Annotated in this window: 21 protein-coding genes; 15 read left to right on the top strand and 6 right to left on the bottom strand. The window is 34.1% G+C overall.

Going from position 1 to position 22,048, the window contains the following annotated elements:
- Positions 1 to 179: 179 nt before the first annotated feature.
- The 5 genes from DRF58_RS09640 (at position 180) to DRF58_RS09660 (ending at position 8,142) form a co-directional block, all read left to right on the top strand.
- Positions 180 to 3,665: a glycosyltransferase family 117 protein gene (locus DRF58_RS09640; RefSeq protein ID WP_116035000.1), complete on the top strand. Its 3,486-nt coding sequence runs from the start codon at positions 180 to 182 to the stop codon at positions 3,663 to 3,665.
- Positions 3,666 to 3,806: 141 nt separating this feature from the next.
- A complete protein-coding gene (locus DRF58_RS09645) occupies positions 3,807 to 4,340 on the top strand; it encodes a DUF1697 domain-containing protein (RefSeq protein WP_116035002.1) in 534 nt (177 codons plus the stop codon).
- A 122-nt stretch (positions 4,341 to 4,462) separates the two neighbouring features.
- Positions 4,463 to 5,272 (top strand): 3-deoxy-8-phosphooctulonate synthase, encoded by an 810-nt coding sequence (gene kdsA / locus DRF58_RS09650; RefSeq protein WP_116035004.1) that lies wholly within the window; start codon positions 4,463 to 4,465, stop codon positions 5,270 to 5,272.
- Positions 5,273 to 5,651: 379 nt separating this feature from the next.
- Positions 5,652 to 7,859 (top strand): TonB-dependent receptor plug domain-containing protein, encoded by a 2,208-nt coding sequence (locus DRF58_RS09655; RefSeq protein WP_379883786.1) that lies wholly within the window; start codon positions 5,652 to 5,654, stop codon positions 7,857 to 7,859.
- Between the two features lie 25 nt (positions 7,860 to 7,884).
- Positions 7,885 to 8,142 carry a hypothetical protein gene (locus tag DRF58_RS09660; RefSeq protein ID WP_116035005.1) on the top strand — a complete coding sequence of 86 codons (258 nt, stop codon included), beginning with the start codon at positions 7,885 to 7,887 and terminating at the stop codon, positions 8,140 to 8,142.
- A gap of 50 nt (positions 8,143 to 8,192) precedes the next feature.
- Here the strand turns inward: DRF58_RS09660 and DRF58_RS09665 are convergent, their stop codons facing one another.
- The 3 genes from DRF58_RS09665 to DRF58_RS09675 form a co-directional block, all read right to left on the bottom strand.
- Complete coding sequence (locus DRF58_RS09665; RefSeq protein ID WP_116035007.1) at positions 8,193 to 8,909, bottom strand: C40 family peptidase; 717 nt, start codon at positions 8,907 to 8,909, stop codon at positions 8,193 to 8,195.
- Positions 8,910 to 8,939: 30 nt separating this feature from the next.
- On the bottom strand, positions 8,940 to 9,587 hold the full coding sequence (locus DRF58_RS09670) for an O-methyltransferase (RefSeq protein ID WP_116035009.1): 648 nt from the start codon (positions 9,585 to 9,587) through the stop codon (positions 8,940 to 8,942).
- A 104-nt stretch (positions 9,588 to 9,691) separates the two neighbouring features.
- Positions 9,692 to 10,528: an OmpA/MotB family protein gene (locus DRF58_RS09675; protein WP_116035010.1), complete on the bottom strand. Its 837-nt coding sequence runs from the start codon at positions 10,526 to 10,528 to the stop codon at positions 9,692 to 9,694.
- 139 nt (positions 10,529 to 10,667) lie between these two features.
- On the opposite strand from DRF58_RS09675, the gene tilS reads away from it, so the two are divergent.
- The 6 genes from tilS to DRF58_RS09705 all read left to right on the top strand — a co-directional run bounded on the left by tilS (position 10,668) and on the right by DRF58_RS09705 (position 16,433).
- Positions 10,668 to 11,963 (top strand): tRNA lysidine(34) synthetase TilS, encoded by a 1,296-nt coding sequence (gene tilS, locus DRF58_RS09680; protein ID WP_116035012.1) that lies wholly within the window; start codon positions 10,668 to 10,670, stop codon positions 11,961 to 11,963.
- A 56-nt stretch (positions 11,964 to 12,019) separates the two neighbouring features.
- Entirely contained in the window at positions 12,020 to 12,424 is a 405-nt protein-coding gene (locus tag DRF58_RS09685; RefSeq protein ID WP_116035013.1) for a GxxExxY protein, read from the top strand.
- A 105-nt stretch (positions 12,425 to 12,529) separates the two neighbouring features.
- Positions 12,530 to 14,608: a thioredoxin family protein gene (locus DRF58_RS09690; protein WP_116035015.1), complete on the top strand. Its 2,079-nt coding sequence runs from the start codon at positions 12,530 to 12,532 to the stop codon at positions 14,606 to 14,608.
- 110 nt (positions 14,609 to 14,718) lie between these two features.
- Positions 14,719 to 15,219: a hypothetical protein gene (locus DRF58_RS09695; RefSeq protein WP_116035017.1), complete on the top strand. Its 501-nt coding sequence runs from the start codon at positions 14,719 to 14,721 to the stop codon at positions 15,217 to 15,219.
- Positions 15,220 to 15,288: 69 nt separating this feature from the next.
- Positions 15,289 to 16,071 carry an alpha/beta fold hydrolase gene (locus tag DRF58_RS09700; protein WP_116035064.1) on the top strand — a complete coding sequence of 261 codons (783 nt, stop codon included), beginning with the start codon at positions 15,289 to 15,291 and terminating at the stop codon, positions 16,069 to 16,071.
- Complete coding sequence (locus tag DRF58_RS09705; protein ID WP_116035019.1) at positions 16,071 to 16,433, top strand: DUF1304 domain-containing protein; 363 nt, start codon at positions 16,071 to 16,073, stop codon at positions 16,431 to 16,433. Before DRF58_RS09700 ends, DRF58_RS09705 begins: the two co-directional genes overlap by 1 nt.
- 240 nt (positions 16,434 to 16,673) lie before the next feature.
- On the opposite strand, the gene DRF58_RS09710 is transcribed toward DRF58_RS09705, so the two are convergent.
- Positions 16,674 to 17,678 (bottom strand): DHH family phosphoesterase, encoded by a 1,005-nt coding sequence (locus DRF58_RS09710; RefSeq protein WP_116035020.1) that lies wholly within the window; start codon positions 17,676 to 17,678, stop codon positions 16,674 to 16,676.
- A 97-nt stretch (positions 17,679 to 17,775) separates the two neighbouring features.
- Positions 17,776 to 17,877, bottom strand: a complete 102-nt coding sequence (locus tag DRF58_RS19125; protein WP_116035065.1) for a T9SS type A sorting domain-containing protein — start codon at positions 17,875 to 17,877, stop codon at positions 17,776 to 17,778.
- 62 nt (positions 17,878 to 17,939) lie between these two features.
- Between DRF58_RS19125 and era the strand changes: the two genes are divergently transcribed.
- Together era and DRF58_RS19130 are read left to right on the top strand one after the other, a co-directional pair.
- Complete coding sequence (gene era / locus DRF58_RS09720; protein WP_116035022.1) at positions 17,940 to 18,815, top strand: GTPase Era; 876 nt, start codon at positions 17,940 to 17,942, stop codon at positions 18,813 to 18,815.
- Positions 18,816 to 18,964: 149 nt separating this feature from the next.
- The gene (locus DRF58_RS19130; RefSeq protein WP_379883787.1) at positions 18,965 to 19,213 is read left to right on the top strand and encodes a DoxX family protein; all 249 of its coding nucleotides are present in this window, start codon (positions 18,965 to 18,967) and stop codon (positions 19,211 to 19,213) included.
- A gap of 94 nt (positions 19,214 to 19,307) precedes the next feature.
- Here the strand turns inward: DRF58_RS19130 and DRF58_RS09730 are convergent, their stop codons facing one another.
- Complete coding sequence (locus DRF58_RS09730) at positions 19,308 to 19,496, bottom strand: hypothetical protein (protein ID WP_116035025.1); 189 nt, start codon at positions 19,494 to 19,496, stop codon at positions 19,308 to 19,310.
- Between the two features lie 202 nt (positions 19,497 to 19,698).
- On the opposite strand from DRF58_RS09730, the gene amaB reads away from it, so the two are divergent.
- Positions 19,699 to 21,237: an L-piperidine-6-carboxylate dehydrogenase gene (gene amaB / locus DRF58_RS09735; protein ID WP_116035026.1), complete on the top strand. Its 1,539-nt coding sequence runs from the start codon at positions 19,699 to 19,701 to the stop codon at positions 21,235 to 21,237.
- The gene (locus DRF58_RS09740) at positions 21,238 to 22,041 is read left to right on the top strand and encodes a hypothetical protein (protein WP_116035028.1); all 804 of its coding nucleotides are present in this window, start codon (positions 21,238 to 21,240) and stop codon (positions 22,039 to 22,041) included.
- Positions 22,042 to 22,048 lie beyond the last annotated feature (7 nt).

Raw genomic sequence — 22,048 nt, forward strand, 5'->3', positions numbered from 1 at the left:
GTCTGCAAAAATAAAAAAAAAATTGCAATGTTTTTGGTTTTGAGACATTAATATGACATAAGTCTGACAGAATGTAAATTATTAGGTTAATTTTCACTCATTTATAAAGTTTAATTTTTGTTAAAAACACCGATAACTAAATCAAAAATGTTAATTTCGCCGATATTTCTTTTTACAATATGAAGAACTGGACTTTTAAACAATGGAACACCATTCTCGGATGGGTTGTTTTTGCAATTGCATTCATTACTTATTTATCAACCATAGAACCTAATTTCAGTTTTTGGGATTGTGGAGAATACATCTCTTCAGCCGTGAAATTGGAAGTGACTCACGCTCCCGGAGCAGCACTTTTTCAGTTGGTTGGTGCGGTTGTAGCGTTGTTTGCATTCGGTGATGGACAACATTACTCTTTGGTGATTAATGCAATGTCTGCTTTGTTCAGTGCTTTTACGATTTTGTTTTTGTTCTGGACAATTACTCATCTTGTAAGAAGATTGTTGAATAAAGAATTCGAAAACATTACGGTTACAGAAGAGATTGCAACTTTGTTTGCTGGAGCGGTTGGAGCGTTGTGTTTTACTTTTTCAGATTCATTTTGGTTTTCTGCGGTTGAAGGCGAAGTTTATGCTATGGCAAGTATGTTCATTGCGTTAATTGTCTGGCTCATCACAAAATGGGAAAACGAATATCTTGAAAAAGACAATGAGCGTTGGATTATCCTATTGTTCTTTATTGTTGGGCTTTCTGTAGGTGTGCATATGATGTGTATGTTGGCATTGCCTGCGGTTTGCTTGATTTATTACACGAGAAATTACAAATTCACTTGGAAATCGTTTTTGATTGCTAACGCAGTGACTTTATTAATCTTAATCATTGTTTTCAAAATTATTTTCCCAGTCATTATGACTTTGTTTGGGAAGTCTGAAGTATTCTTTGTGAATGGTTTAGGTTTGCCTTTCCACTCTGGGACTGTGTTTGCATTCGTTATTCTGTCTGTTCTTTGTTATTTGTTCATTACTTATACGAGAAAAACGGGGAAATCACTTTATCAGACGATTGCTTTGTCAGTTGTTTATATGATGATTGGATTCTCTTGCTGGTTGGTTATCCCAATACGAGCAATTGCAAATCCGCCAATGAACCTTAATGACCCAGACAATGCTTTGGGAATGTTGGATTACTATAACCGTGAGCAATACGGTGATTGGCCAACTCTTTATGGTCAAAATTATACAGCGTATCTGGACCCGAACGGAATTCAGAAAAACGAAGACGGAAGTTATAAGACTCAGAAAACTGGAGATACTTACGAAAAAGATCCTGTAACAGGAAGATATCGTTTGGTAGGAGAAAAATTCAATTATGTTTTCAGTCCAGAGCACGTTAGTTTGTTTCCAAGAATGTTTAGTGAGGACAAATCTGTTATGCCAAATTACATCTCGATGTATGGTGCGCCAGATTTTACTTTCAATTATGGAAATGAGCAAATCTCCGAAAGTCCAGAAGCTAAACAATTCTTCGACGAGCTTCGTCAGAAATATGAGAACGGAACCATCAAAATGGATGATTATCTGAAGGCTAAACAATTTGGTTTGATTAATGTTCAACGTCCATCTTTGGCTCAGAATCTTGATTATTTTATCACGTTCCAAAATTATTTCTACTTTGTGAGATACTTGCTTTGGAACTATTCTGGAAGACAAAATGATGTGGAAGGACACATGGAAAATACCAATGGAAACTTCATTACAGGTATTCCTTTCATTGATAATAATATGTGGGGAGATCAAGCTGAGATGCCTGCGAAATTCAAAAATGAAAGTACTGTTAAATTCTTTATGTTACCATTGATATTAGGATTAATTGGGTTCTTTTTTCAGTTAAACAGGGACTTTGGAAGATTCTATTCCATATTATCATTATTCATTTTAACAAGTGTAATGATTGTGTTCTATACCGGAATGAAACCGTTTGAACCTCGTGAAAGAGATTACGCAATGGTTGGTTCCTTCTACGCTTTTGCGATTTGGATAGGATTGGGTGTTGCAGCAATCTATTGGTTGCTTCAGAAAAAAGTAAAAACCAAAGGTGCACAGATTCTGGTTGGTGTTGTATTATTGGGAGTCCCTTTGATGATGGGCTTTCAAAATTATAATGTTCATGACAGAAGTAATAGATACGCGGCTTACGATTATGCTTATTCTAGTTTAAAATCACTTCCGAAAAACGATATTATGTTCGTTTACGGAGATAATGATACCTATCCGGTTTGGGCAATTCAGGAAACTGAAGAGTTCCGTAGAGATGTGAAGGTGGTCAACTTTACGTTACTTTCCACACCTTGGAATATTGATCAGGTTAAAAGAAGAACGTATAATTCTATGCCAGTTCCATCAACATTGACACACGAGGATTATAGAGAAGGTTCCAATGATCAAGTTTATATGATGTCCAAAGATGATTGGAATAATATCTTTGCTAATCTAAAAGATCAAGGTGCGCCAGATACAGAGTTTGCTGCTTTTAGAAAATATTTAACTCAGGATTCAATCACTTTAAAAGAAGCTGTAAATTTCTTGAAAATGAAATCGCCTGAGAAAGACGAAATCGTTAAAATGATTTTTGGAGAAGAACGTTATGAGAAATTCAACTTCTTACCGGTTTCCAAATTTGTTCTTCCTGTTAATGTTAATAATGCTGTGAAAGCAGGAATCATCACGCCAGCAGAAGCTCAAAAAGCAGAGAAGCAAATCGTGATTAATTATAAAGGATCCAGCATGTTCAAGAACAATATTTTGATGATGGATATCTTGGCGAACTTCGATTGGAAACGCCCAATCAACTTCTCAAGCGGCGGAATCTATGATCCAAGCAATCTATTCTTCCTATCCAATTATCTGAAATTTGATGGATTCAGTTACAGATTGGTCCCTGTGAAAACAGAAGAATCTGTGAGTGGTGAGCTTGGAATGGTAAATGCGGATGAGCTCTATAACGTTGTGAAAAATTACAAATGGGGTAATTTCAAAGACCTTAAAACTCATTTTGATGAGACTTGTACGCAGAATATAGCGGGCTATAGATCGTCTGCAAGTAGAGCGGCAGAAGCTTTGGTTCTGAAAGGTGAAAAGCAAAAAGCGATTGAAGTTCTTGATTTAGCAAGCAGAGAAATTCCGGTTTCAAAATATAATGATCCAAGATCTTTGAGCTCTATTGTTTATGCTTACATCGTTGCAGGACAAGAGCAAAAAGGTTTGAAACTGGCAGAAGATCTTAAGAAAGGCATCTTCGAAGAATATGATTATTACACCAGATTGTCACCACAATTTCAGGTTTATGCTGCAAGACAGATGAAAACTAAACCAATGGAATATTCTCTAGTTGTTGGTGCCGTTTCCGATGCTTATAATAAAATTGGACAGAAAGAAAAAGGCTACCAATATCTTGTCAACTCTCTGAATGTAATTGATAAAAGATTCAATACATTTATTAAGGATTTGCAAGAGATGGGTAAAGAAAAAGCTTACAAAAAAGCTGATGATGTACAGAAAGTAACATCGTTCTACTCTTATCTTTTCGATATTATGAAGGACTATGACACGACTTACGAAGGTGAAAAGATGGATGAGATTACAAAGAAATTGATGAAAGTAACTCAATAAAAACTTTTCTTCAAAAATGATATCAACCCTTTCGGAGTTTCAAACTTTGAAAGGGTTTTTGTTTTAATTAATATCATCTGGTCTAAGTTTATAATGTAATTTTGTTAACATCTAACATCTAACATCTAACATCTAACATCTATGAAAAATTTCTGTGCTTTCCTCCGCGGTGTCAATGTCAAAGGAACTAATATGAAAATGGCTGATGTTTGCAAAGTCTTTACCGATGCTGGGATGAAAAACGTTGCTTCGGTTTTGGCGAGTGGAAATGTTTTATTTCAATCTGATAAAAACTCAACAGAACTGAAGACAATATTAGAAAAAGCAATGTCACAACATTTCGATTACGAAGCTTTTTTGTTTATCAAAGATGAGAATGAGATTAAAGATATTTTCGATAATAATCCATTTTCTCCTATCGAAAATTTTCATAATTACATCTTCATCGGAAGTGAAAAAGTAGAAGAAATTTTATTAGAAGAATTCGAAAAAGCTACCAAAGAAGAAGGTGAACAAGGGAAAATGATTAATGGGATATTCTATTGGCAAGTTCCAAAAGGCCAAACCCTCAACTCATCTTTCGGTAAGGTTTTGGGCAAGAAAAGTCTGAAAGATAAAATGACGAGCAGGAATGCTAATACGTTTGAGAAAATCATCAATAAATTTGAGAAATAGATAATCTCAACTCTTTCGATAGTTTGAATGTGAAAAGATTTTCCTGCATTAATTCCGTATATTTGTATCCTGATTTTAGAACATTTAAAATCTAAAATTCATAATTATAAAATCAAAAATAAATGATACAATATCTTGATAACATTCATCACAAAGATTCCAAGAATTTTTTCCTGATTGCTGGACCTTGCGCTATCGAAGATGAAACAATGGCTTTGCAAATCGCAGAACATATCGTGAAGCTTTCCGATAAATACAATATTCCTTATATCTTCAAAGGAAGTTTCAAAAAAGCGAACAGAAGCCGAGTAGATTCTTTCACAGGAATTGGTGACGAGAAAGCTTTGAAAATCCTTAGAAAAGTAGGAGAGACTTTCAATGTTCCTACAACAACGGATATCCACGAGATTCCTCACGCAGCTATGGCGGCAGAATATGTGGATGTTTTGCAAATCCCAGCCTTCTTGGTAAGACAAACCGATTTGTTGATTGCTGCAGCTGAAACTGGAAAAGCAGTGACACTTAAAAAAGGACAATTCCTTTCTCCGGAAGCTATGAAGTTTGCTGTTCAGAAAGTGAAAGATTCAGGCAATGATAAAACAGCGATTATCGAAAGAGGTAATACTTTTGGCTACAGCGATTTGGTAGTAGATTTCCGTGGGATTCCGACGATGAGAGAATATTCTCCGGTGATTTTGGATGTTACACACTCACTTCAACAACCGAATCAGAACTCTGGTGTTACAGGCGGAAGACCAGAATTGATTGAAACGATTGCAAAAGCAGGAATTGCAGTAGGCGCAGATGGATTATTCATCGAGACACATCCAGACCCTTCAGTAGCAAAATCTGATGGTGCAAATATGTTGAAATTGGATCTTTTGGATGGCTTACTTGGAAAGCTGACGAGAATCAGAGAAGCTATATTATAAGAATTGAAAGTCCGGTTTTGCCGGACTTTTTTATTAAATTCAGTTTTTCGTATAAGATTTACAAATATTCTTTCGTTCTTTGTATTAATTGCTATTTTTGTTCATTCAAGATTGCATTAAAAATAAATTCAGATAAAAAACTACAACATTGAAAAATTATATTCTCTTAATTCTTTTCTTTTTGCCAGTTTTGGCATTTTCTCAAATTAATCTAAGAGTACTGAACGAAGAAGACGGGAAACCAGTTTCTGAGGCTCAGGTAACTTATAATAATCAAACCTATCAGACCGATAAAAATGGATTTGTGCGTGTTCCACTTTCGGATTTTGAACAAACTTTAGAGGTTCAAAAAGAAAACTTCAAAGGTTTTTCTAAAACTATCAAAACATCTCCCAAATCTCAAACAATCAATGTTCTCTTTTTACCCGCAGTTAATGCTACAGAGATTCAGGAAGTTGTTTTTCAGAAAAAAGCAAAATTCAAAACCAATGATATTACTTCGGTAGAGATTTCTGCAAAAGAAGCAAGAGAAGTGGCTTCCTTGGCAGGTGGAGTAGAAGGTTTGCTAAAAACTTTACCTTCTGTAAACTCCAATGCAGAGTTGAGTTCACAATATATGGTAAGAGGTGGAAGCTATGATGAGAATTTAATTTATATTAATGATATCGAACTGTATCGTCCTTTCCTCATCAGAAACTCTTTGCAGGAAGGAATGAGTATCGTGAATCCGGATATGGTTTCTACAATCAACTTTTCGGCTGGTGGATTCGAACCAAGATATGGTGATAAAATGTCATCCGCATTGAACATCTATTACAGACAGCCCGAGAAATTCGAAGTTTCCGGAGAAGCGAGTTTAATTGGCGGAAGATTGACTACTGGTTTTGCATCAAAGGATAAAAAATTCACAGGGTTGATTTCTGGACGTTACAGAAATACCAATCTTGTTCTTAATACTTTGAATGAAGATACAGATTTCAATCCAAGATATTTTGATTTGCAATCTTATCTTAATTATCAGTTCAATGATAAGTGGTCTTTGTCTTTCTTAGGTTATTTTGCGAAGAATGATTATGAGATGATTCCGAAAGAAAAAGAAGTGGATTTTGGAAGTGTTTTGAGACCTTTGAAACTGACGGTTTTCTACAATGGACAAGAAGATGACCAGTACAAAAATATGATGGGAACCGTGAGTGTCAACTTCAAACCAAGTAAAAAGTTGCATTTTTCCCTAGATAATTTTGCTTATCAGAACAGAGAAAGAGAATATTATTCTTTGGCTTCGGGATATATTCTAGAAGCTTTTGATGAGGAGGGAAATCCTGTTGCTGGTTATGATGCTGGTGGGCAGATAGATCACGCTAGAAATGACTTGTTAGTAAGAGTTGCAGGTTCACAATTCAGAACCAAATTCTCTCCAGATGTTAATACAGATATCGAAGTAGGAGTGAAGTACGAAAGAGAAACCATCAAAGATTTTACCAATGAGTGGCAGTTTGTAGATTCAATTGGTTACAGCAATCCAAGAGATTTTGTAATTCCCGGAAATCTAGATACCTCTGCACTTAATCTTAAATATTACATTGCTGGACAAAACGATATTAATACAACCAGAGTTTCTGCTTATGCGCAATTCTCCAAAAAATTCTATTGGGGAAGAAACAGAATCTTCATCAATGGAGGTGCAAGAATCCAGAATTGGAGTTTTAACAAAGAGACTTTGTTTAGTCCAAGAGCGCAATTTGCCATCAAGCCAGATTGGGATATGGATATGTTGTTCCGATTGGCTGGAGGTGTTTATTATCAAGCACCGTTTTATAAAGAAATTAAGGATTTGACAGGAGCTTTCAATACTGATATCAAGGCTCAAAAATCTTATCAGATTATCTTGGCAAACGATTATGAGTTTAAGATTAAAGAAAGGAATTTCAAATTAACCACCGAAGCTTACTACAAAAAGATGGAAAATCTGATTCCATATTATATGGATAATGTGAGAGTGAGATATTCTGGTAAAAATAATGCCGAAGGTTATGCTTACGGATTAGACGCGAGATTATACGGGCAATTTGTTCCGGGGATAGATTCTTATATCTCTGCGAGTTATGCGAGAGTTTATGAGAATATAGATGGGAAAGGTTACATCCCAAGACCTACAGATCAGCGTTTCCGATTCTCTATGTTCTATCAGGATTATATGCCAAAGTTCCCAAGTATGAGAGTTAATTTGACTTTGACTTATGCTAGTGGATTGCCTTCTGGAACACCAGTTTTGTTTGATTCAAACGGATTGCCGGATTATTTAGCGGCTTATAGATATCAGAAAACTTTGCCAGCTTACAAAAGAGTTGATATTGGTTTGACTAAGGTTTTCATCGATCAGAAAGATAATAAGGCAAGCGGAAATTTCTGGGGCAAATTCAAAGAACTGACTTTGGGTGTTCAGATTTTCAATGCATTTAATATCAATAATACGATTGCGAATCAGTGGATCAGCGATGTGAATTCGACTCCTCAATTGTATTATCCGGTTCCCGTAAGATTGACGGGAAGATTCTTCAATGTGAAATTGGAATTCAAACTTTAATTAAAAAAATTAATAACCAAAAACGATGAAATCAAAAGGTATAAAACCAGCATCAGAACTCACGGATGAAGAATTATTGAAAAATGTGAAATTGACTAAATCGGTTTTGCTGTCTTTCTCAGTGATTTTTGTTTTGCTTTTGGCGACTTGTTTATATATTACAGTTACAAAAGGATTCGGAGTATTTTCGGTTTTGCCATTGACATTTTTTCCAATTTTGATAACTAATATTATCACTCATAGAAAAATGGCTGATGAGGCTAAGAAGAGAAATTTAATTTAAAATATATTGATTTAATATAGAAAAAGCTTCCAATTTGGAAGCTTTTTTATTTAGAAATAAGATCTGATAAATCTTAATTTATGCGTATGTTTATTTTGATCTTTATTGAAGATTCCTGATGAATCCAGACTGTCAATTCTCACTTTTCCGTGCGCGTGAATAATCTTTTGATCTGCTAGGATAATCCCAACGTGATGTATTCTTCCTTCTTTATTTTCGAAGAAGGCAAGGTCGCCAGGTTTAGCTTCTTCAATAAAAGTTAAAGCATCTCCAATTTCTGCTTGCTGATAGGCGTCTCTCGGAATTTTGATACCGTGAATTTTATAGATGATTTGTGTAAAACCACTGCAATCAATTCCGAAAAAGCTTTTTCCACCCCATAAATAAGGAACATTTAGGAATTCTTTGGCGCAATTCACAATGCTTTCACTCAGATTAGCGCCGCGAGTTGGAGAAATGGGATCAAAAGAAACTTCTGAGCCAATAGAAACCAAAGTTCTGCCATTTTCCAACATTGCAGATTGGAAAGGTTCTTTCACAAGATTGACTTTTCTTGATGACAAAAATTCGTCTGAAACAGAAGAAATTTGCTTCGTGTCTATCCAAGCTTCGTAGTTATCGTAATGAGTTTTTATTTTGGTCCAATTATCTTTAACCTCTAGAATATCCGCAGATTCTCCGTAAAGAAGTTGCGATACGATTTCGCTTTTGTCAGAACTTTCGGCTCTCATTGGAGCAATGGAAACATTACAAATGCCTTTTGTCATTTCAATCAATTATGAATTTAAAAATACGAATTATTTCTTTCTTATCAGGTGTAATCCGTCTCGCAAAGGTAAGATTAGATTTTCGAAATCCGGATCTTCTGCAATTATTTTATTCACGAGTTTGATTTGTTCAGTTTGCTTGTCTTTCGGATTATTTTCAAGAACTTTTCCGTACCAAAGAACATTATCAATAAGAATAATGCTTCCTGATCGTAGATTAGGTTTTATGAGTTTCAAATATTCCAAATAGCTTTCCTTATCTGCATCAATGAAAATCAAATCCCAGATTTTATCCAATTTTTTGATTTCTTCTTTCGCGTCCCCTAAAATGAATTCGATTTGGTCTTTATAATCACTTTCTGCAAAATATTTTTTAGGAATGTAAGCTAAGTCTTCATTCTTGTCGATTGTAAAGATTTTACCGTCTTTTGGTAATCCTTCCGCCATACTCAAAGCGGCGTAACCTGTAAAAGTTCCAATTTCCAAAACATTTTTTGGATAGATGATATGTGATAGAATACTCAGTAATCGACCTTGCAGATAACCAGAGATCATATGCGGTTGTGTGGTCTTTTGGTAAGTTTCTTTTCTTAATTTTTTTAAAATGGCAGGCTCTTCGGACGCTGTTTCTTCCAGATAGCGATCCATTTCTTTGTCCATTTCTTCGAAGTAACTCATTGTTCAAAGGATTAAAGTTCAAATTTAATAAACAAAAAAACCTTGCCAAAATCTGACAAGGTTTTTATTTTTTAGATTTAGTTTACATCAGACTTCTGACCAAATTATTTTTTAACTGGAGCAATGTCCATTAGTTTCATAAACTCATCCAATTTTGGCATAATGATGATCTCCGTTCTACGGTTTTCAGATCTACCAGAAACTGAAGCATTAGTAGTCTTAGGATTGTACTCAGATCTACCACCAGCCGTGATTCTATTAGGATTCACACCAAACTGAGTTTGTAGAACTTTAGCAACTGCAGTTGCTCTAAGAGCAGAAAGATCCCAGTTGTCTTTTGGTGCATTAGCACTGTTCAATGGTGTGTTATCGGTATTACCTTCAATCAACACACTGTAAGTGTCATAATCGTTGATTACTTTAGCTACTTTAGCTAAAACATCTGCTGCAGCTGGCTGGATATCATATTTTCCAACTTGGTAAAGCATCTTGTCTGATAATGAAATCAATACCACACCTTTCAATACTTTCACATCCACGTCTTGGTCTGCAACGTTGTCAAGAGAACGTTTTAGTTTGTTAGATAAAGCAAGATTCAAACTGTCGTTTTTGCTTTTTCCGGAAATCAATTGCTTGATGTAAGAATTAGAAGCATTGATTTCTCCAACCAATTTATCAATGTTTGCAGAACCTTTTCCTGCGTTAGATAAACAAGCGTCCAAACTAGATTTAAGAGCGTTGTTTTGGCCAACTAGCAAGTCATTCTGACCTTTTAGAGAAGAGTTTTCTCCTTTTAAGTCTTGGATTTGACGCATTCTTTCACCTGCATCTTCGATACATTGTTTGTAATTCAGATTAAGCGCATCGAATTTTTTTTGGCTGACACAAGATGCAAGAGAAAGTCCCATTGCAGTAATTGTCAAAATTTTAAATAATCTCATAGTAAATATTTATTTGTTTTTAATTGATAATTTGGAATCGCACAGGCGACTTCATAATTATTAGTTTTTTTATGGTTTCAAAAGTAAGAATTAATAACTGTATCTTTGCTGATATAACTTAGTATTTCGTTATAAAATTGTGTTAAGTATATTAAAATTTCAAAACGTTCTAGAGCAATTGCTGAGCCAATCACAACAAAAAACATACCTTTTGGCTGTAAGTGGAGGTGTTGACTCGATGGTTTTGGCTGATTTATTTCAGGTTTCAGGATTTAATTTTCATATTGCGCACATCAACTATCATCTTCGTAATGAGGATTCTAACTTAGACCAGAAGTTGGTTTCTGACTTTTGCAAAAAACATAAAATTCCTTTCCATTTGTATGAAGTTTCGAAAAATGATAATCAACCGGAAAATTCTATTCAGAATTGGGCCAGAGAATTGAGATATCGATTTTTTAGAGAAATTCAGGAAAAAGAAAATCTAGAATTTTTGGTTACAGCTCATCATCTAAACGATCAATTGGAAACTTTTTTAATTAATCTTTCCAAAGCTTCAGGAATCCGAGGTTTGAGTGGAATTCCTGCCAATGAAAACGGTATTATTCGCCCGCTTCTTGATTTTTCTAAGGACGAAATTTATGATTTTGCGAAAGAGAATCAGATTGAATTTCGTGAAGATAAGTCCAATCAGAAAACAGATTATTTGAGGAATAAAATCCGACACAATATTGTTCCGGAATTGGAAAAAATCAGTTCAGATTTTCTGACTAATTTTTCAAAGAGCATCCATTATATTAATCAAGCTAAGGATTTTATTAATGAATCTGTTGACAATAAAATTAAAATTCTAAAGATAAATTCTTCGGAAAGTCAAGTTATTATTGATAAAGAAAATTTCTCAAAAGAATCTGAGTTGATTCGATATGAGATTTTGAAAAGATTTGGTTTTAGTGATGAGAACGAAATGCAAAAAGTTCTGACGGCTCAAACTGGAAGCTCATTTTTTAATTCTGAATTTCAATTAATCATTAATCGAAATGAAATGATTTTTGAGAAGAAAAAAGAAAAAAGAGGAAAGAATAAAGACGAAATATTTTTACAGATTAATGAAAATCATATCATTATTCCTGAAAATATTAAAAAAGAAATCCAAGAATTTGGCAATTGTTTTTGGGAAATCGATAAACAAAAAGTTCAATTACCTCTGAAATTGAGAAGAAAACAAGAAGGTGATGTGTTTTTTCCTATTGGAATGATTGGTAAAAAGAAAATTTCGAAGTTTTTTAAGGATGAAAAATTGTCTATTTTAGCGAAGCAAAAAATCTGGCTTCTTTGTGATGCTGATGAACAAATCTTAGGTGTTTTACCTTTTCGTCAAGACGGAAGATTTGCAACTGAAAATTCATCAGATTATTTGGAAGTTGGAGTTTAACCACATAGGCACGTAGTTTAATTTCTTTCTATGTTGAAAAAAAGATTAAATAGTTTATGACACAAAAACAAATAACAGAATTGACCTATAAAATTTTGGGAGCTTGTATCGAAGTTCATAAAACTTTAGGTCCTGGTTTGTTGGAGATTGTTTATCATAAAGCATTAAAAGAAGAATTTCGAATTCAAAATATAAATTTTAAATCTGAATTTGTTATTCCTGTAAAATATAAAGATATTGATTTGAATTGTGGTCTCCAATGTGATTTTATTATTGAAGATTCGATTGTTATCGAAATTAAATCAGTTAAAGAATTTCACGATATTCATAAAGCTCAGGTTCTTAATTATATGAATCTTTTGAAAGTTCCAAAAGGAATTTTGGTAAATTTCAATGTAACCAATATTTTTAAAGAAGGACAACAGACTTTTGTGAATAAATATTACGAACAATTAAATTAAACTGAACCACATAGACACATAGTATTCCAAGGTATCTATTTTACCTTTAATTATAATATTGTAAAAAGAAAATCTATTGTGCTTATGTGGTTAAAACTAAATAAAATGAAAGATTTAAAACTAGTGTTGTCAACACTTTTTCTATTTATAATAACCATTTTCAATGCGCAGATAAAAAATCCGGTTAAGTTCAAATTCGACGTGGTTTCTCTTGGAAAAGACGAATATGAAGCTGTTTTAACTGGAACTATTGAAGATAAATGGCACATTTATTCCCAAGATTTGCCACCAGATTCTGGAATTCCAACTGAATTTAAAATCACTTCAAAACAAGGCATTCAATTAATCGGGAAAGTTAAAGAAATTGGGAAAAAGCACGATGAGTTTTCGGAAGCTTTCGGAGCGCAGATTGTTTATTATTCTAATAAAGTGGTTTTCAAGCAGAAATTCAAACCGAAAGATGCTTCCAAACCTGCGACAATTACAGCTGAAATAATGTATCAGACGTGTAATGACCGTGTTTGTCTGGCACCAAATACTTTAGAATTTGAAAAACAAATTGAAGGAAGTAAAACAGCGGTTGCACAAGAAGAAAAAGTTGAGAAAACAAAAGATACGATTTACGAAGTTGCTCCTATGGGCAAAGTTGGAACGGTTCTAAAACCGACAAACATTGAAGCGCAAGCTCCAACAGTTGCAAAACAAGAAGGTTTGAAAATTAATTCTTTGGACTTCAAAAATCCTTTAACGAATTGTGGAGCCGAGCAACAAAAGCCTCAAAACGATAATTGGTTGGTTCTTGGATTAGGATTTTTAGGTGGACTAATTGCATTGCTCACACCGTGCGTTTTCCCAATGATTCCGTTGACGGTTTCATTCTTCACAAAAGGCAACAAAGACAAAGCAAAAGGTAAAAGAGATGCGTTTATTTACGGATTTTTCATTCTCCTGATTTTCGTTTTATTGAGTATTCCGTTTCATATTATTGATGGAATTTCGGGGAATATTTTCAATCAGATTTCGACGAATATTTGGCTTAACTTATTTTTCTTTGCTATATTTTTATTCTTTGCTCTAAGTTTTTTCGGTTACTACGAAATAACTTTGCCAAGCTGGATTGCCAATAAATCTTCTAAAGCTGAGGAAGCGGGTGGAATCATTGGGATTTTCTTTATGGCATTGACTTTAGTGATTGTTTCTTTCTCCTGTACAGGTCCAATTTTAGGAAGTTTATTAGGCGGCGTTGTTGCTGGAGCGACTAATGTTCCGACATTACTGACGTTTGCTCTAGCTGGTTTCGGATTGGCTTGGGCATTGGTTTTCGGATTATTGGCGTTGTTTCCTCAAGCGTTACAAAGTTTACCAAAATCAGGGGGTTGGATGAACACCGTGAAAGTTGTTCTTGGATTTATTGAATTGGCTTTAGCCTTGAAATTCTTGTCAAAAGCAGATTTGGTTTCCAAAACATTCTTGTTGAAAAGAGAGCTTTTTATTGCACTTTGGATTATTATCGCAATTGGATTAGTTGTTTATTTATTCGGTAAAATCAGATTTCCACACGATGATAAAAAACCGAAAATTTCTTTAACGAGAAGAATTCTTGGTGTGTTTGGGATTGTATTTATTGGATATTTGATTCAAGGATTGATTCCTTCAGAAAAACCTAAATTACAAATGTTAAGCGGGATTTTGCCTCCGTTAAATGTTAGTTATTTCCACAAAGAAGAAGACGGAATTCTGGGTTTGAAACCTTATCATAATTACTTTGAAGCAATTGAAGTGGCGAAGAAAGAAAATAAGCCAGTTTTGATAGATTTCACAGGTTACGGTTGTGAAAATTGCCGAAAAATGGAGGAGTTTGTATGGAGCCAGGATGATGTTTTGCCAATTCTTCAAAATGACTTAATCATTGCTTCGGTTTATGTGGATGACAAAGAAGAATTGCCTGAAAATGAACAAATAAAAATCGATATGGGAGAAGGTCAAATGAAGAAAGTGAAAACAATAGGAGACAAATGGAGCTTGTTCCAACAAGTTAATTTCAATAACAATTCTCAGCCACATTATGTTTTGGTTACGCCAGACCAAAAAGTGATTAATTCGCCTGTTTCTGGATATATGCCAAAAGAAGATTTCAAAAAGTTCCTGAAATGTGGTATTGATTATTTTAAGAATAACAATTGATTTTAAAACATATTTTGTCAAAGTTAAAATCTTTGATAAAGTTTTCAACTATTTTAAGAGTTTCTTTCCAGAAGCTCTTTTTTTATTTATTTTAGAGGAAAATTAAACCAATGAAAAATCTTTTGCCGATTGCTATTTTGCTTTCCGTCTTCTCTTGTAAAAAATCTGAAAAAACTAATTCTCCAAAAGTTGACAGCGCAAAAATCATTGATTCCATCAATGTCGCAAGAACCAAAATCAACGATAGTATTTTGGCGAGTCGAGCTTTTAAAGATTTGTCGGGAACACACAGCCTAACTCACGATATGATTGCTGGAAATGGTAAAATTAGCTTTGCAAAAACTGGCGAAGACCAATATAAAATCTCTGGCGAAAACAAAGCAGGAAGTAATTTTGTGAAAATCGAAGGAACTGCAAAAGTGACTTCTTCAAAAAATCTTAAATTTAACGGAAAGATTTCGCAAAGTATTTCCGATTATAATGATGGAAAATTAGACGTACGAAACGGAACAAGAAATTTCTCAACAAAAGATGGCGGAAAAACTTTCAAACTGCACGAATCTGTAAACCAAGCAGGTTTTGCAGACGACATTATTATCAAAATTCAATAGCGAATTTGTCTGTCTGAGGCGAAGTTTATCCTGAGCTTGGCGAAGGAAAGACCATTAAAAAATAAAAATATGCTCAATTACGAAATACAAGGCAACGGTTCAGAAAATTTAGTTTTACTTCACGGATTTATGGAAAATCTCTCAATTTGGGATGATATGATTCCGTTTCTGTCAGAGAAGTTCAAGCTGATAAAAATTGATTTGCCAGGTTTTGGAAAATCTGATGTTGTTGCAGAAATTCAAACTTCTGAAATAATGGCTGAAGAAGTCAAAAAAGTTACGGATGAATTGGGCTTGACAGAATTTCATTTGCTGGGACATTCGATGGGCGGTTATATTTCTTTGGCGTTTGCGGAAAAATATCCTGAGCTTTTGAAATCATTTACTTTGTTTTTCTCCACTTATTTTGCTGATGACGAAGCAAAGAAAGAAACCAGAAGAAAAGGACTGAGAATCATCAAAGAAAATCTCAGAGCATTTGTCAACGCAGGCGTTCCCAATCTTTTCAACCCAAACGAACATGATATTCTTGAATCTAAAATTAAACTCGCAAAGGAAACCGCTTACACATCTTCCGTTGAAGGTGTTTTAGCATCGCAAAAAGGAATGATAGAACGTATTGATAGAAAATCGGTTTTAGAAAACTTTGAAGGAAAAATACTTGTTTTATCAGGCAAACACGATTCTGCTGTCAACTCTGAGAAAACAATCAAAAATCTTCCGGAAAGAACCAATGTCAAATCTTATGTCCTAGATTGCGGACACAATGGACATTGGGAAAAACCCGAGATTTGTGCCTCGATTATTAATACAGAATTACTACATCATTTACCAAAAAAACTTATTTTCTAATGGAAATCATCTCAAAAATCCTCATCGCGATTGTCGCATTGGAGCATCTCTACATCCTTTACATGGAGATGTTTGCATGGGAAACACTTGGCAAAAAAACGTTTAAAACAATTCCGTCAGAACTTTTCAAACCCACCAAAAGTTTGGCTGCTAATCAAGGACTTTACAATGGATTTTTATCAGCTGGATTGATTTGGAGTTTTTTTATTTGTGACGAAAATTGGTCAAAAAATGTTGCTGTCTTTTTTCTTGGATGCGTAATTGTCGCAGGGATTTACGGTGCATTATCAGCTCCAAAGAAAATATTTTTTGTTCAAGCGTTACCTGCAATTATTGCGCTGATTTTCGTTTTGTTAAGATAAATTTTTAGGAGCTTAATCCCGCTATCCGCTATATCTTTTTTGTCATTGCGAACGAGGTGAAGCAATCTGTTGAATTTTTTGGCAATCGCAATAACAAAAAAGGATGCCGCTACTATCGGGGCTATGGGTTCTGTCAATAATTCGACGATTTTACATTAAAAAAAATGTCATTCAATAAAAATCTAAAAAATGCTCAGATTCTCACAGAATGACAAATATGTTGTTGAAAGATTGTTTAGATTAAAAATCCTCAGCTTCCACTTTTTCTTTGAAATCAGAAATAGTTTCCTCTATCGATTTGAAATACTTTCCTCCAGAAGCATTGATGTGTCCGCCGCCGTTGAAGTGTTTTCTTGCAAATTGATTCGTATCCACAGAATCCTTAGAACGGAAAGAAATCTTGATGAAATCCTCATAAAGGTCTTCCATAAAGAAAACAGCCATTTTAGTTCCAAGAACACTTAATCCATAATTTACGAAACCTTCCGTATCGCCTTTGTCAAAGCCATATTCTTTTAGTTCAGAACGTTTTAGCCAAAGAATGGCAACTTTTCCTTCTTTCGTCAACTCAATTCGGCTAAGAACGAGAGAAAGTAAATGAAGTCGAGAGATTGTATTTGTATCCCAAGTGTTTGACGTGATTATTGCTGGATCAGCGCCTTTTTCAATTAGTTCTGCAACAATTCTATGAGTCGTAGCACTCGTAGAACGGAATCGGAAGCCACCTGTATCTGTCATTATTCCTGTATAAAGACATTGTGCAATATCAATATTCACAAGGTTTTCATCGTTGTTTGCTTGGATGAAGTGATAAACCATTTGGCAAGTCGCAGGAACTGTGGTGTCAGAATAGATGTAATCAAATTGTTCCGGCATCTGGTGATGGTCAATCAAAACTTTTTTCGCTTTTGACTTGGTAACCCAATCGCCAAGAATCCCGATTCTGGTTGGTGAATTAAAATCTAAACAGAAGATAACATCAGCATTATAAATAGCTTCGCCAGCCACTTTTCTTTTATATTCTCCGATAACGATTTGTTTCGCTTCGGGCATCCATTTCAGGAATTTTGGAAAATCGTTTGGTGTTATGACAATTGCATTTATTCCTTTTGTTTTCAAATAATGTTTCAAACCAAGAGAAGAACCAATGGCGTCTCCGTCGGGATTATGATGCGTTACAATAACGATGTTGCTTTCCGGAACAAGAAGATGATTGATTTCTGAGATTTCTTTGTCTGTAAACATAAATGATTATTTGAATAAATGTGAAGCATCAAAGGTAAGATTTTAAATAAAAAAATCGACTCAAATTTGAACCGATTTTTTTGTTATGAATTAAAGCTTATTTTTTAATAATCTTCTGAACAGATTGTCCATCTACTTTAAGATAATAGATTCCTGAAGCTAGATTTTTGATATTGATTTCCGCTTTTGTTGTGTTAATGTGAGGTCTTCCTTTAAAAAATCGTAACTTTGTAGCCTATTTCAATTTCATTCAAAACAACAATGCACAAAGCAGGATTCGTAAATATTGTAGGGAAACCTAATGCCGGAAAATCTACACTTCTCAATCAATTGATGGGAGAGAAGCTGGCGATTGTAACCCAAAAAGCTCAAACAACAAGACATAGAATTTTCGGAATTTATAATGAAGAAGACCTTCAAATCGTATTTTCTGACACTCCTGGCGTTTTGGATCCAAAATATGGTTTACAGGAAAAAATGATGGATTTTGTAAAAGATTCTTTGCAAGATGCGGACGTTTTCTTGTTTATTGTAGATGTGACAGATAAAAGTGAACAATCAGAATTTTTAATTGATAAGCTGAACAAAATTCCTGTTCCCGTTTTATTACTATTAAATAAAATCGACCAAACCAATCAACAGGATCTAGAAAAAATAGCAACAGATTGGCACGAGAGAATTCCTAAGGCAGAGATTCTTCCAATTTCGGCACTTAACAATTTTAATTTGGATGTTATTCTTCCAAAATTGAAGGAAATGTTGCCTGAGAATCCGGCTTATTATGACAAGGATATGTACACAGATAAACCCGAAAGATTCTTTGTGAATGAGGCAATCCGTGAAAAAATTCTTCTTAATTATGACAAAGAAATACCTTATTCTGTAGAAGTAGTTACGGAGATTTTCAAAGAAAAAGAAGGTGTTATTATCATAGATTCGATAATCTATGTCGAAAGAGACACACAGAAAGGAATCATCATTGGTCACAAAGGCGAGGCAATCAAAAAAGTAGGAACCGAGGCTAGAATTGACCTTGAGAAATTCTTTAATAAAAAACTTCATCTTAATCTTTTTGTAAAAGTCAAAAAAGACTGGCGCAAAAATGATAGAGATCTCAAAAATTTTGGTTACCGTTAAAATCATCTAAAATCCTTTTCTATAAAGGATTTTTTTGTAGCTTTGAGTTAAATTCGATTTTAATAATGAGAAATTTTAATTCTACAAAAGTGAATGATAACGTTTTAAACGGATTGATATTAGTAATTCGACTCTTTGTAGGAATATCAATGCTGACTCACGCTTTGCCTAAATTCGAGAAATTAATTGCGAATGATAATATAGAATTTATAAATTTTCTAGGACTAGGATCTGCAATTTCTTTAGTATTGGTGGTTTTTGCAGAGCTTCTTTGTTCTGTTTTTATAATTTTTGGATTCATAACAAGGCTTGCTGCAATACCTTTAATGATAACAATGCTTGGCTTGTTGCGTTTTTTGTCGTTCATGGTTCAGATTCCTATGCGGCAAAAGAATTGAGTTTGGTTTACTTTTTCTTTTACCTCACATTGTTGATCTTAGGCTCCGGAAAATTTTCTTTGGATTTTTTATTTTCGAAAAAAGAAGATCTTTATTAATTAAACCATTGTGCTACATAATCTTTAATAATTATCCAAAAATTTTTCCCCAGAAAATAAATTAATGTAGAAGTGATAATTCCTTTTACCGTAAAAAAAATAATTCCACCAATTCCAAACTTTTTTAGCAGACTTTTCCACTTCGGCAATTTCTTTTCTTCGCTTGTCTCTTGCTGGTCTTCCATTTTTTATTTTTCACAAAAATAAGAAAAATTCTACAGTTTAGATTTATTCAAAATAACTAAAAGTCAGGAAAAATTCCATTTTTTTAGCTCTCAAATCTTTAAATTCTACAACGCTCCAACTTCTTTACTAACGATTGTTAGTTTTTAATTTTGCCGGTCAAATTATATTTTTATCTTTAGAGAATTCAAAAATTAAAAATATATGTCTTCGATTTCGATCTCAGAAAGCTTGAAAAGATTAGGTATCTCAACAGAAAACAACGGAACTTCAACTGGTTTAGAATTTTTCTCATCTGGTAATAAGATAGAAAGCAATTCTCCGGTAAATGGAAAATTGATAGCTTCTGTTAAAACCTCTGATGCTAATGACTACGAAAAAGTAGTTGCAAAAGCGCAGGAAGCTTATAAAGAATTCAGACAGATTCCTTCGCCAAAAAGAGGAGATTTGGTTCGTCAATTTGGAAATAAATTGAGAGAATACAAAGACGATTTGGGTAAACTCGTTTCTTACGAGATGGGGAAATCTTTGCAGGAAGGTCTGGGTGAAGTTCAGGAGATGATTGACATCTGCGATTTTGCAGTTGGTTTGTCTCGTCAGCTCCATGGTTATACTATGCATTCTGAAAGACCTGGGCACAGAATGTACGAACAATATCATCCGTTGGGGATTGTTGGAGTGATTTCGGCTTTCAATTTTCCGGTTGCAGTATGGAGCTGGAACGCAGCTTTAGCTTGGATTTGTGGGAATGTTGTCATTTGGAAACCTTCTGAAAAAACACCGCTTTGTGCAATTGCCTGCCAATATATCTTTGCTGAAGTTGCAAGAGAAAATGGTTTGCCGGAAGGAATTTCTAACTTGGTAATTGCTGACCACGAGATTGGAGATAAATTAGTAAATGATAAAAAAATAGCCCTTGTTTCTTTTACAGGTTCTACTAGAGTTGGAAGAATTGTAGGGAAAAATGTTGCAGAACGTTTCGGAAAATCCATTTTGGAATTAGGTGGAAATAATGCGATTATCATTACAGAAAATGCAGACCTTAATATGTCAATCATCGGCGCGGTTTTCGGTGCGGTGGGTACGGCTGGACAAAGATGTACTTCTACAAGAAGATTAATTATCCACGAATCTGTTTATGATGAAGTTAAAAACCGTTTGGTAAAAGCTTACGGACAATTGAAAATCGGAAATCCGTTGGATGAAACTAATCACGTTGGTCCGCTTATCGACAAATCTGCAGTAAAACAATATCAAGATTCCATCGATAAATGTAAATCGGAAGGCGGTAAATTTATCGTTGAAGGTGGTGTTTTGGAAGGTGAAAATTACACTTCTGGATGTTACGTAAAACCTTGCATTGCTGAGGTTGAAAACAGTTATGAAATCGTTCAACACGAGACTTTTGCACCAATTCTTTATTTGATTAAATATAAAAATCTGGATGAAGCAATTGCTTTACAGAACGATGTTCCGCAAGGTTTAAGTTCTGCAATTATGACTCAAAACCTAAGAGAAGCAGAATTATTCTTGTCAAACGGAGGTTCAGATTGTGGAATCGCAAACGTGAATATTGGAACTTCTGGAGCAGAAATCGGAGGTGCTTTTGGTGGCGAAAAAGAAACTGGAGGCGGACGAGAATCTGGTTCCGATGTTTGGAAATATTATATGAGAAGACAGACTAACACCATCAATTATACCACAAGCTTACCTTTAGCACAGGGGATTAAATTCGATTTATAAATGAAAAAATGTATTTTTTTAACATTAGCATTTTTATCATTTTTATCTTGTTCTAGAAATGAAGATGATTTCAAAACTCCTCAAAATGAATGTGGAATTGTTACCGCAAAAACATACAATTATCAATTTGATGATGTGACAATATCAACTTCTAGTTTTGATGTCAACTTCAGCAAGTTCACTTTTGAATATGATTCTCAAAAAAGGATCAATAAAGTAATAGGAAGTTTAGTTGCAGGTTCATCAGGAGATCTAGGTGCTTTCTATCTAAGTAATATTGCATCAGACGAAATCACATACTCAGGAAATACAGTTTCAGTTAAAGTTTCAGTAAATATGACAACAAGGCCTTATGATAAAGAATTTGTTATTGATAATGGTAAAATTATAAGTCGAAAAGTTACTTCAAAATATCCCTTTTTAAATTCTGATCCAGTAATTTATACATATGGATATTCAGGTAATCAAATTCTGGAAAAAACAAATGACAGACTTATAAAAACTTTGACTGTTGAAAATGGAAATCTTACCAAAGTTATAAAATGGAGGTATGATTTAAATGGAAATGTCAATGGAAAAATTGAAGTTGTCTATTCTGATTATGATACTCAGGAAAATCTTCTAAAAGGAAAATTCTTTATTAATGGTGCTTTTTATATGGCATTCTCCAAAAATATTTATCATAAGACTGATTCTAAATCTTATGATTTGGAAAATGGAGTATATGTTTTTAATGGGAATTTTTATAATGCAACTTTTGTCCCTACACAAACGTCAAATTATTTTGAAAAAAACTGTAATTAAAAATACA

Origin of the sequence: Epilithonimonas hispanica (assembly GCF_003385395.1) — a bacterium.
GTDB lineage: Bacteria > Bacteroidota > Bacteroidia > Flavobacteriales > Weeksellaceae > Epilithonimonas > Epilithonimonas hispanica.

Coding starts and splice junctions, on each gene's coding strand:
- DRF58_RS09700 (WP_116035064.1), top strand. CDS start 15,289: ATGCTCAATTACGAAATACAAGGCAACGGTTCAGAAAATTTAGTTTTA.
- DRF58_RS09645 (WP_116035002.1), top strand. CDS start 3,807: ATGAAAAATTTCTGTGCTTTCCTCCGCGGTGTCAATGTCAAAGGAACT.
- DRF58_RS09665 (WP_116035007.1), bottom strand. CDS start 8,909: ATGACAAAAGGCATTTGTAATGTTTCCATTGCTCCAATGAGAGCCGAA.
- DRF58_RS09710 (WP_116035020.1), bottom strand. CDS start 17,678: ATGTTTACAGACAAAGAAATCTCAGAAATCAATCATCTTCTTGTTCCG.
- DRF58_RS09640 (WP_116035000.1), top strand. CDS start 180: ATGAAGAACTGGACTTTTAAACAATGGAACACCATTCTCGGATGGGTT.
- DRF58_RS09690 (WP_116035015.1), top strand. CDS start 12,530: ATGAAAGATTTAAAACTAGTGTTGTCAACACTTTTTCTATTTATAATA.
- DRF58_RS09660 (WP_116035005.1), top strand. CDS start 7,885: ATGAAATCAAAAGGTATAAAACCAGCATCAGAACTCACGGATGAAGAA.
- DRF58_RS09695 (WP_116035017.1), top strand. CDS start 14,719: ATGAAAAATCTTTTGCCGATTGCTATTTTGCTTTCCGTCTTCTCTTGT.
- era (WP_116035022.1), top strand. CDS start 17,940: ATGCACAAAGCAGGATTCGTAAATATTGTAGGGAAACCTAATGCCGGA.
- DRF58_RS09730 (WP_116035025.1), bottom strand. CDS start 19,496: ATGGAAGACCAGCAAGAGACAAGCGAAGAAAAGAAATTGCCGAAGTGG.
- DRF58_RS19130 (WP_379883787.1), top strand. CDS start 18,965: ATGCTGACTCACGCTTTGCCTAAATTCGAGAAATTAATTGCGAATGAT.
- DRF58_RS09705 (WP_116035019.1), top strand. CDS start 16,071: ATGGAAATCATCTCAAAAATCCTCATCGCGATTGTCGCATTGGAGCAT.
- DRF58_RS09670 (WP_116035009.1), bottom strand. CDS start 9,587: ATGAGTTACTTCGAAGAAATGGACAAAGAAATGGATCGCTATCTGGAA.
- kdsA (WP_116035004.1), top strand. CDS start 4,463: ATGATACAATATCTTGATAACATTCATCACAAAGATTCCAAGAATTTT.
- DRF58_RS09675 (WP_116035010.1), bottom strand. CDS start 10,528: ATGAGATTATTTAAAATTTTGACAATTACTGCAATGGGACTTTCTCTT.
- DRF58_RS09740 (WP_116035028.1), top strand. CDS start 21,238: ATGAAAAAATGTATTTTTTTAACATTAGCATTTTTATCATTTTTATCT.
- amaB (WP_116035026.1), top strand. CDS start 19,699: ATGTCTTCGATTTCGATCTCAGAAAGCTTGAAAAGATTAGGTATCTCA.
- DRF58_RS09685 (WP_116035013.1), top strand. CDS start 12,020: ATGACACAAAAACAAATAACAGAATTGACCTATAAAATTTTGGGAGCT.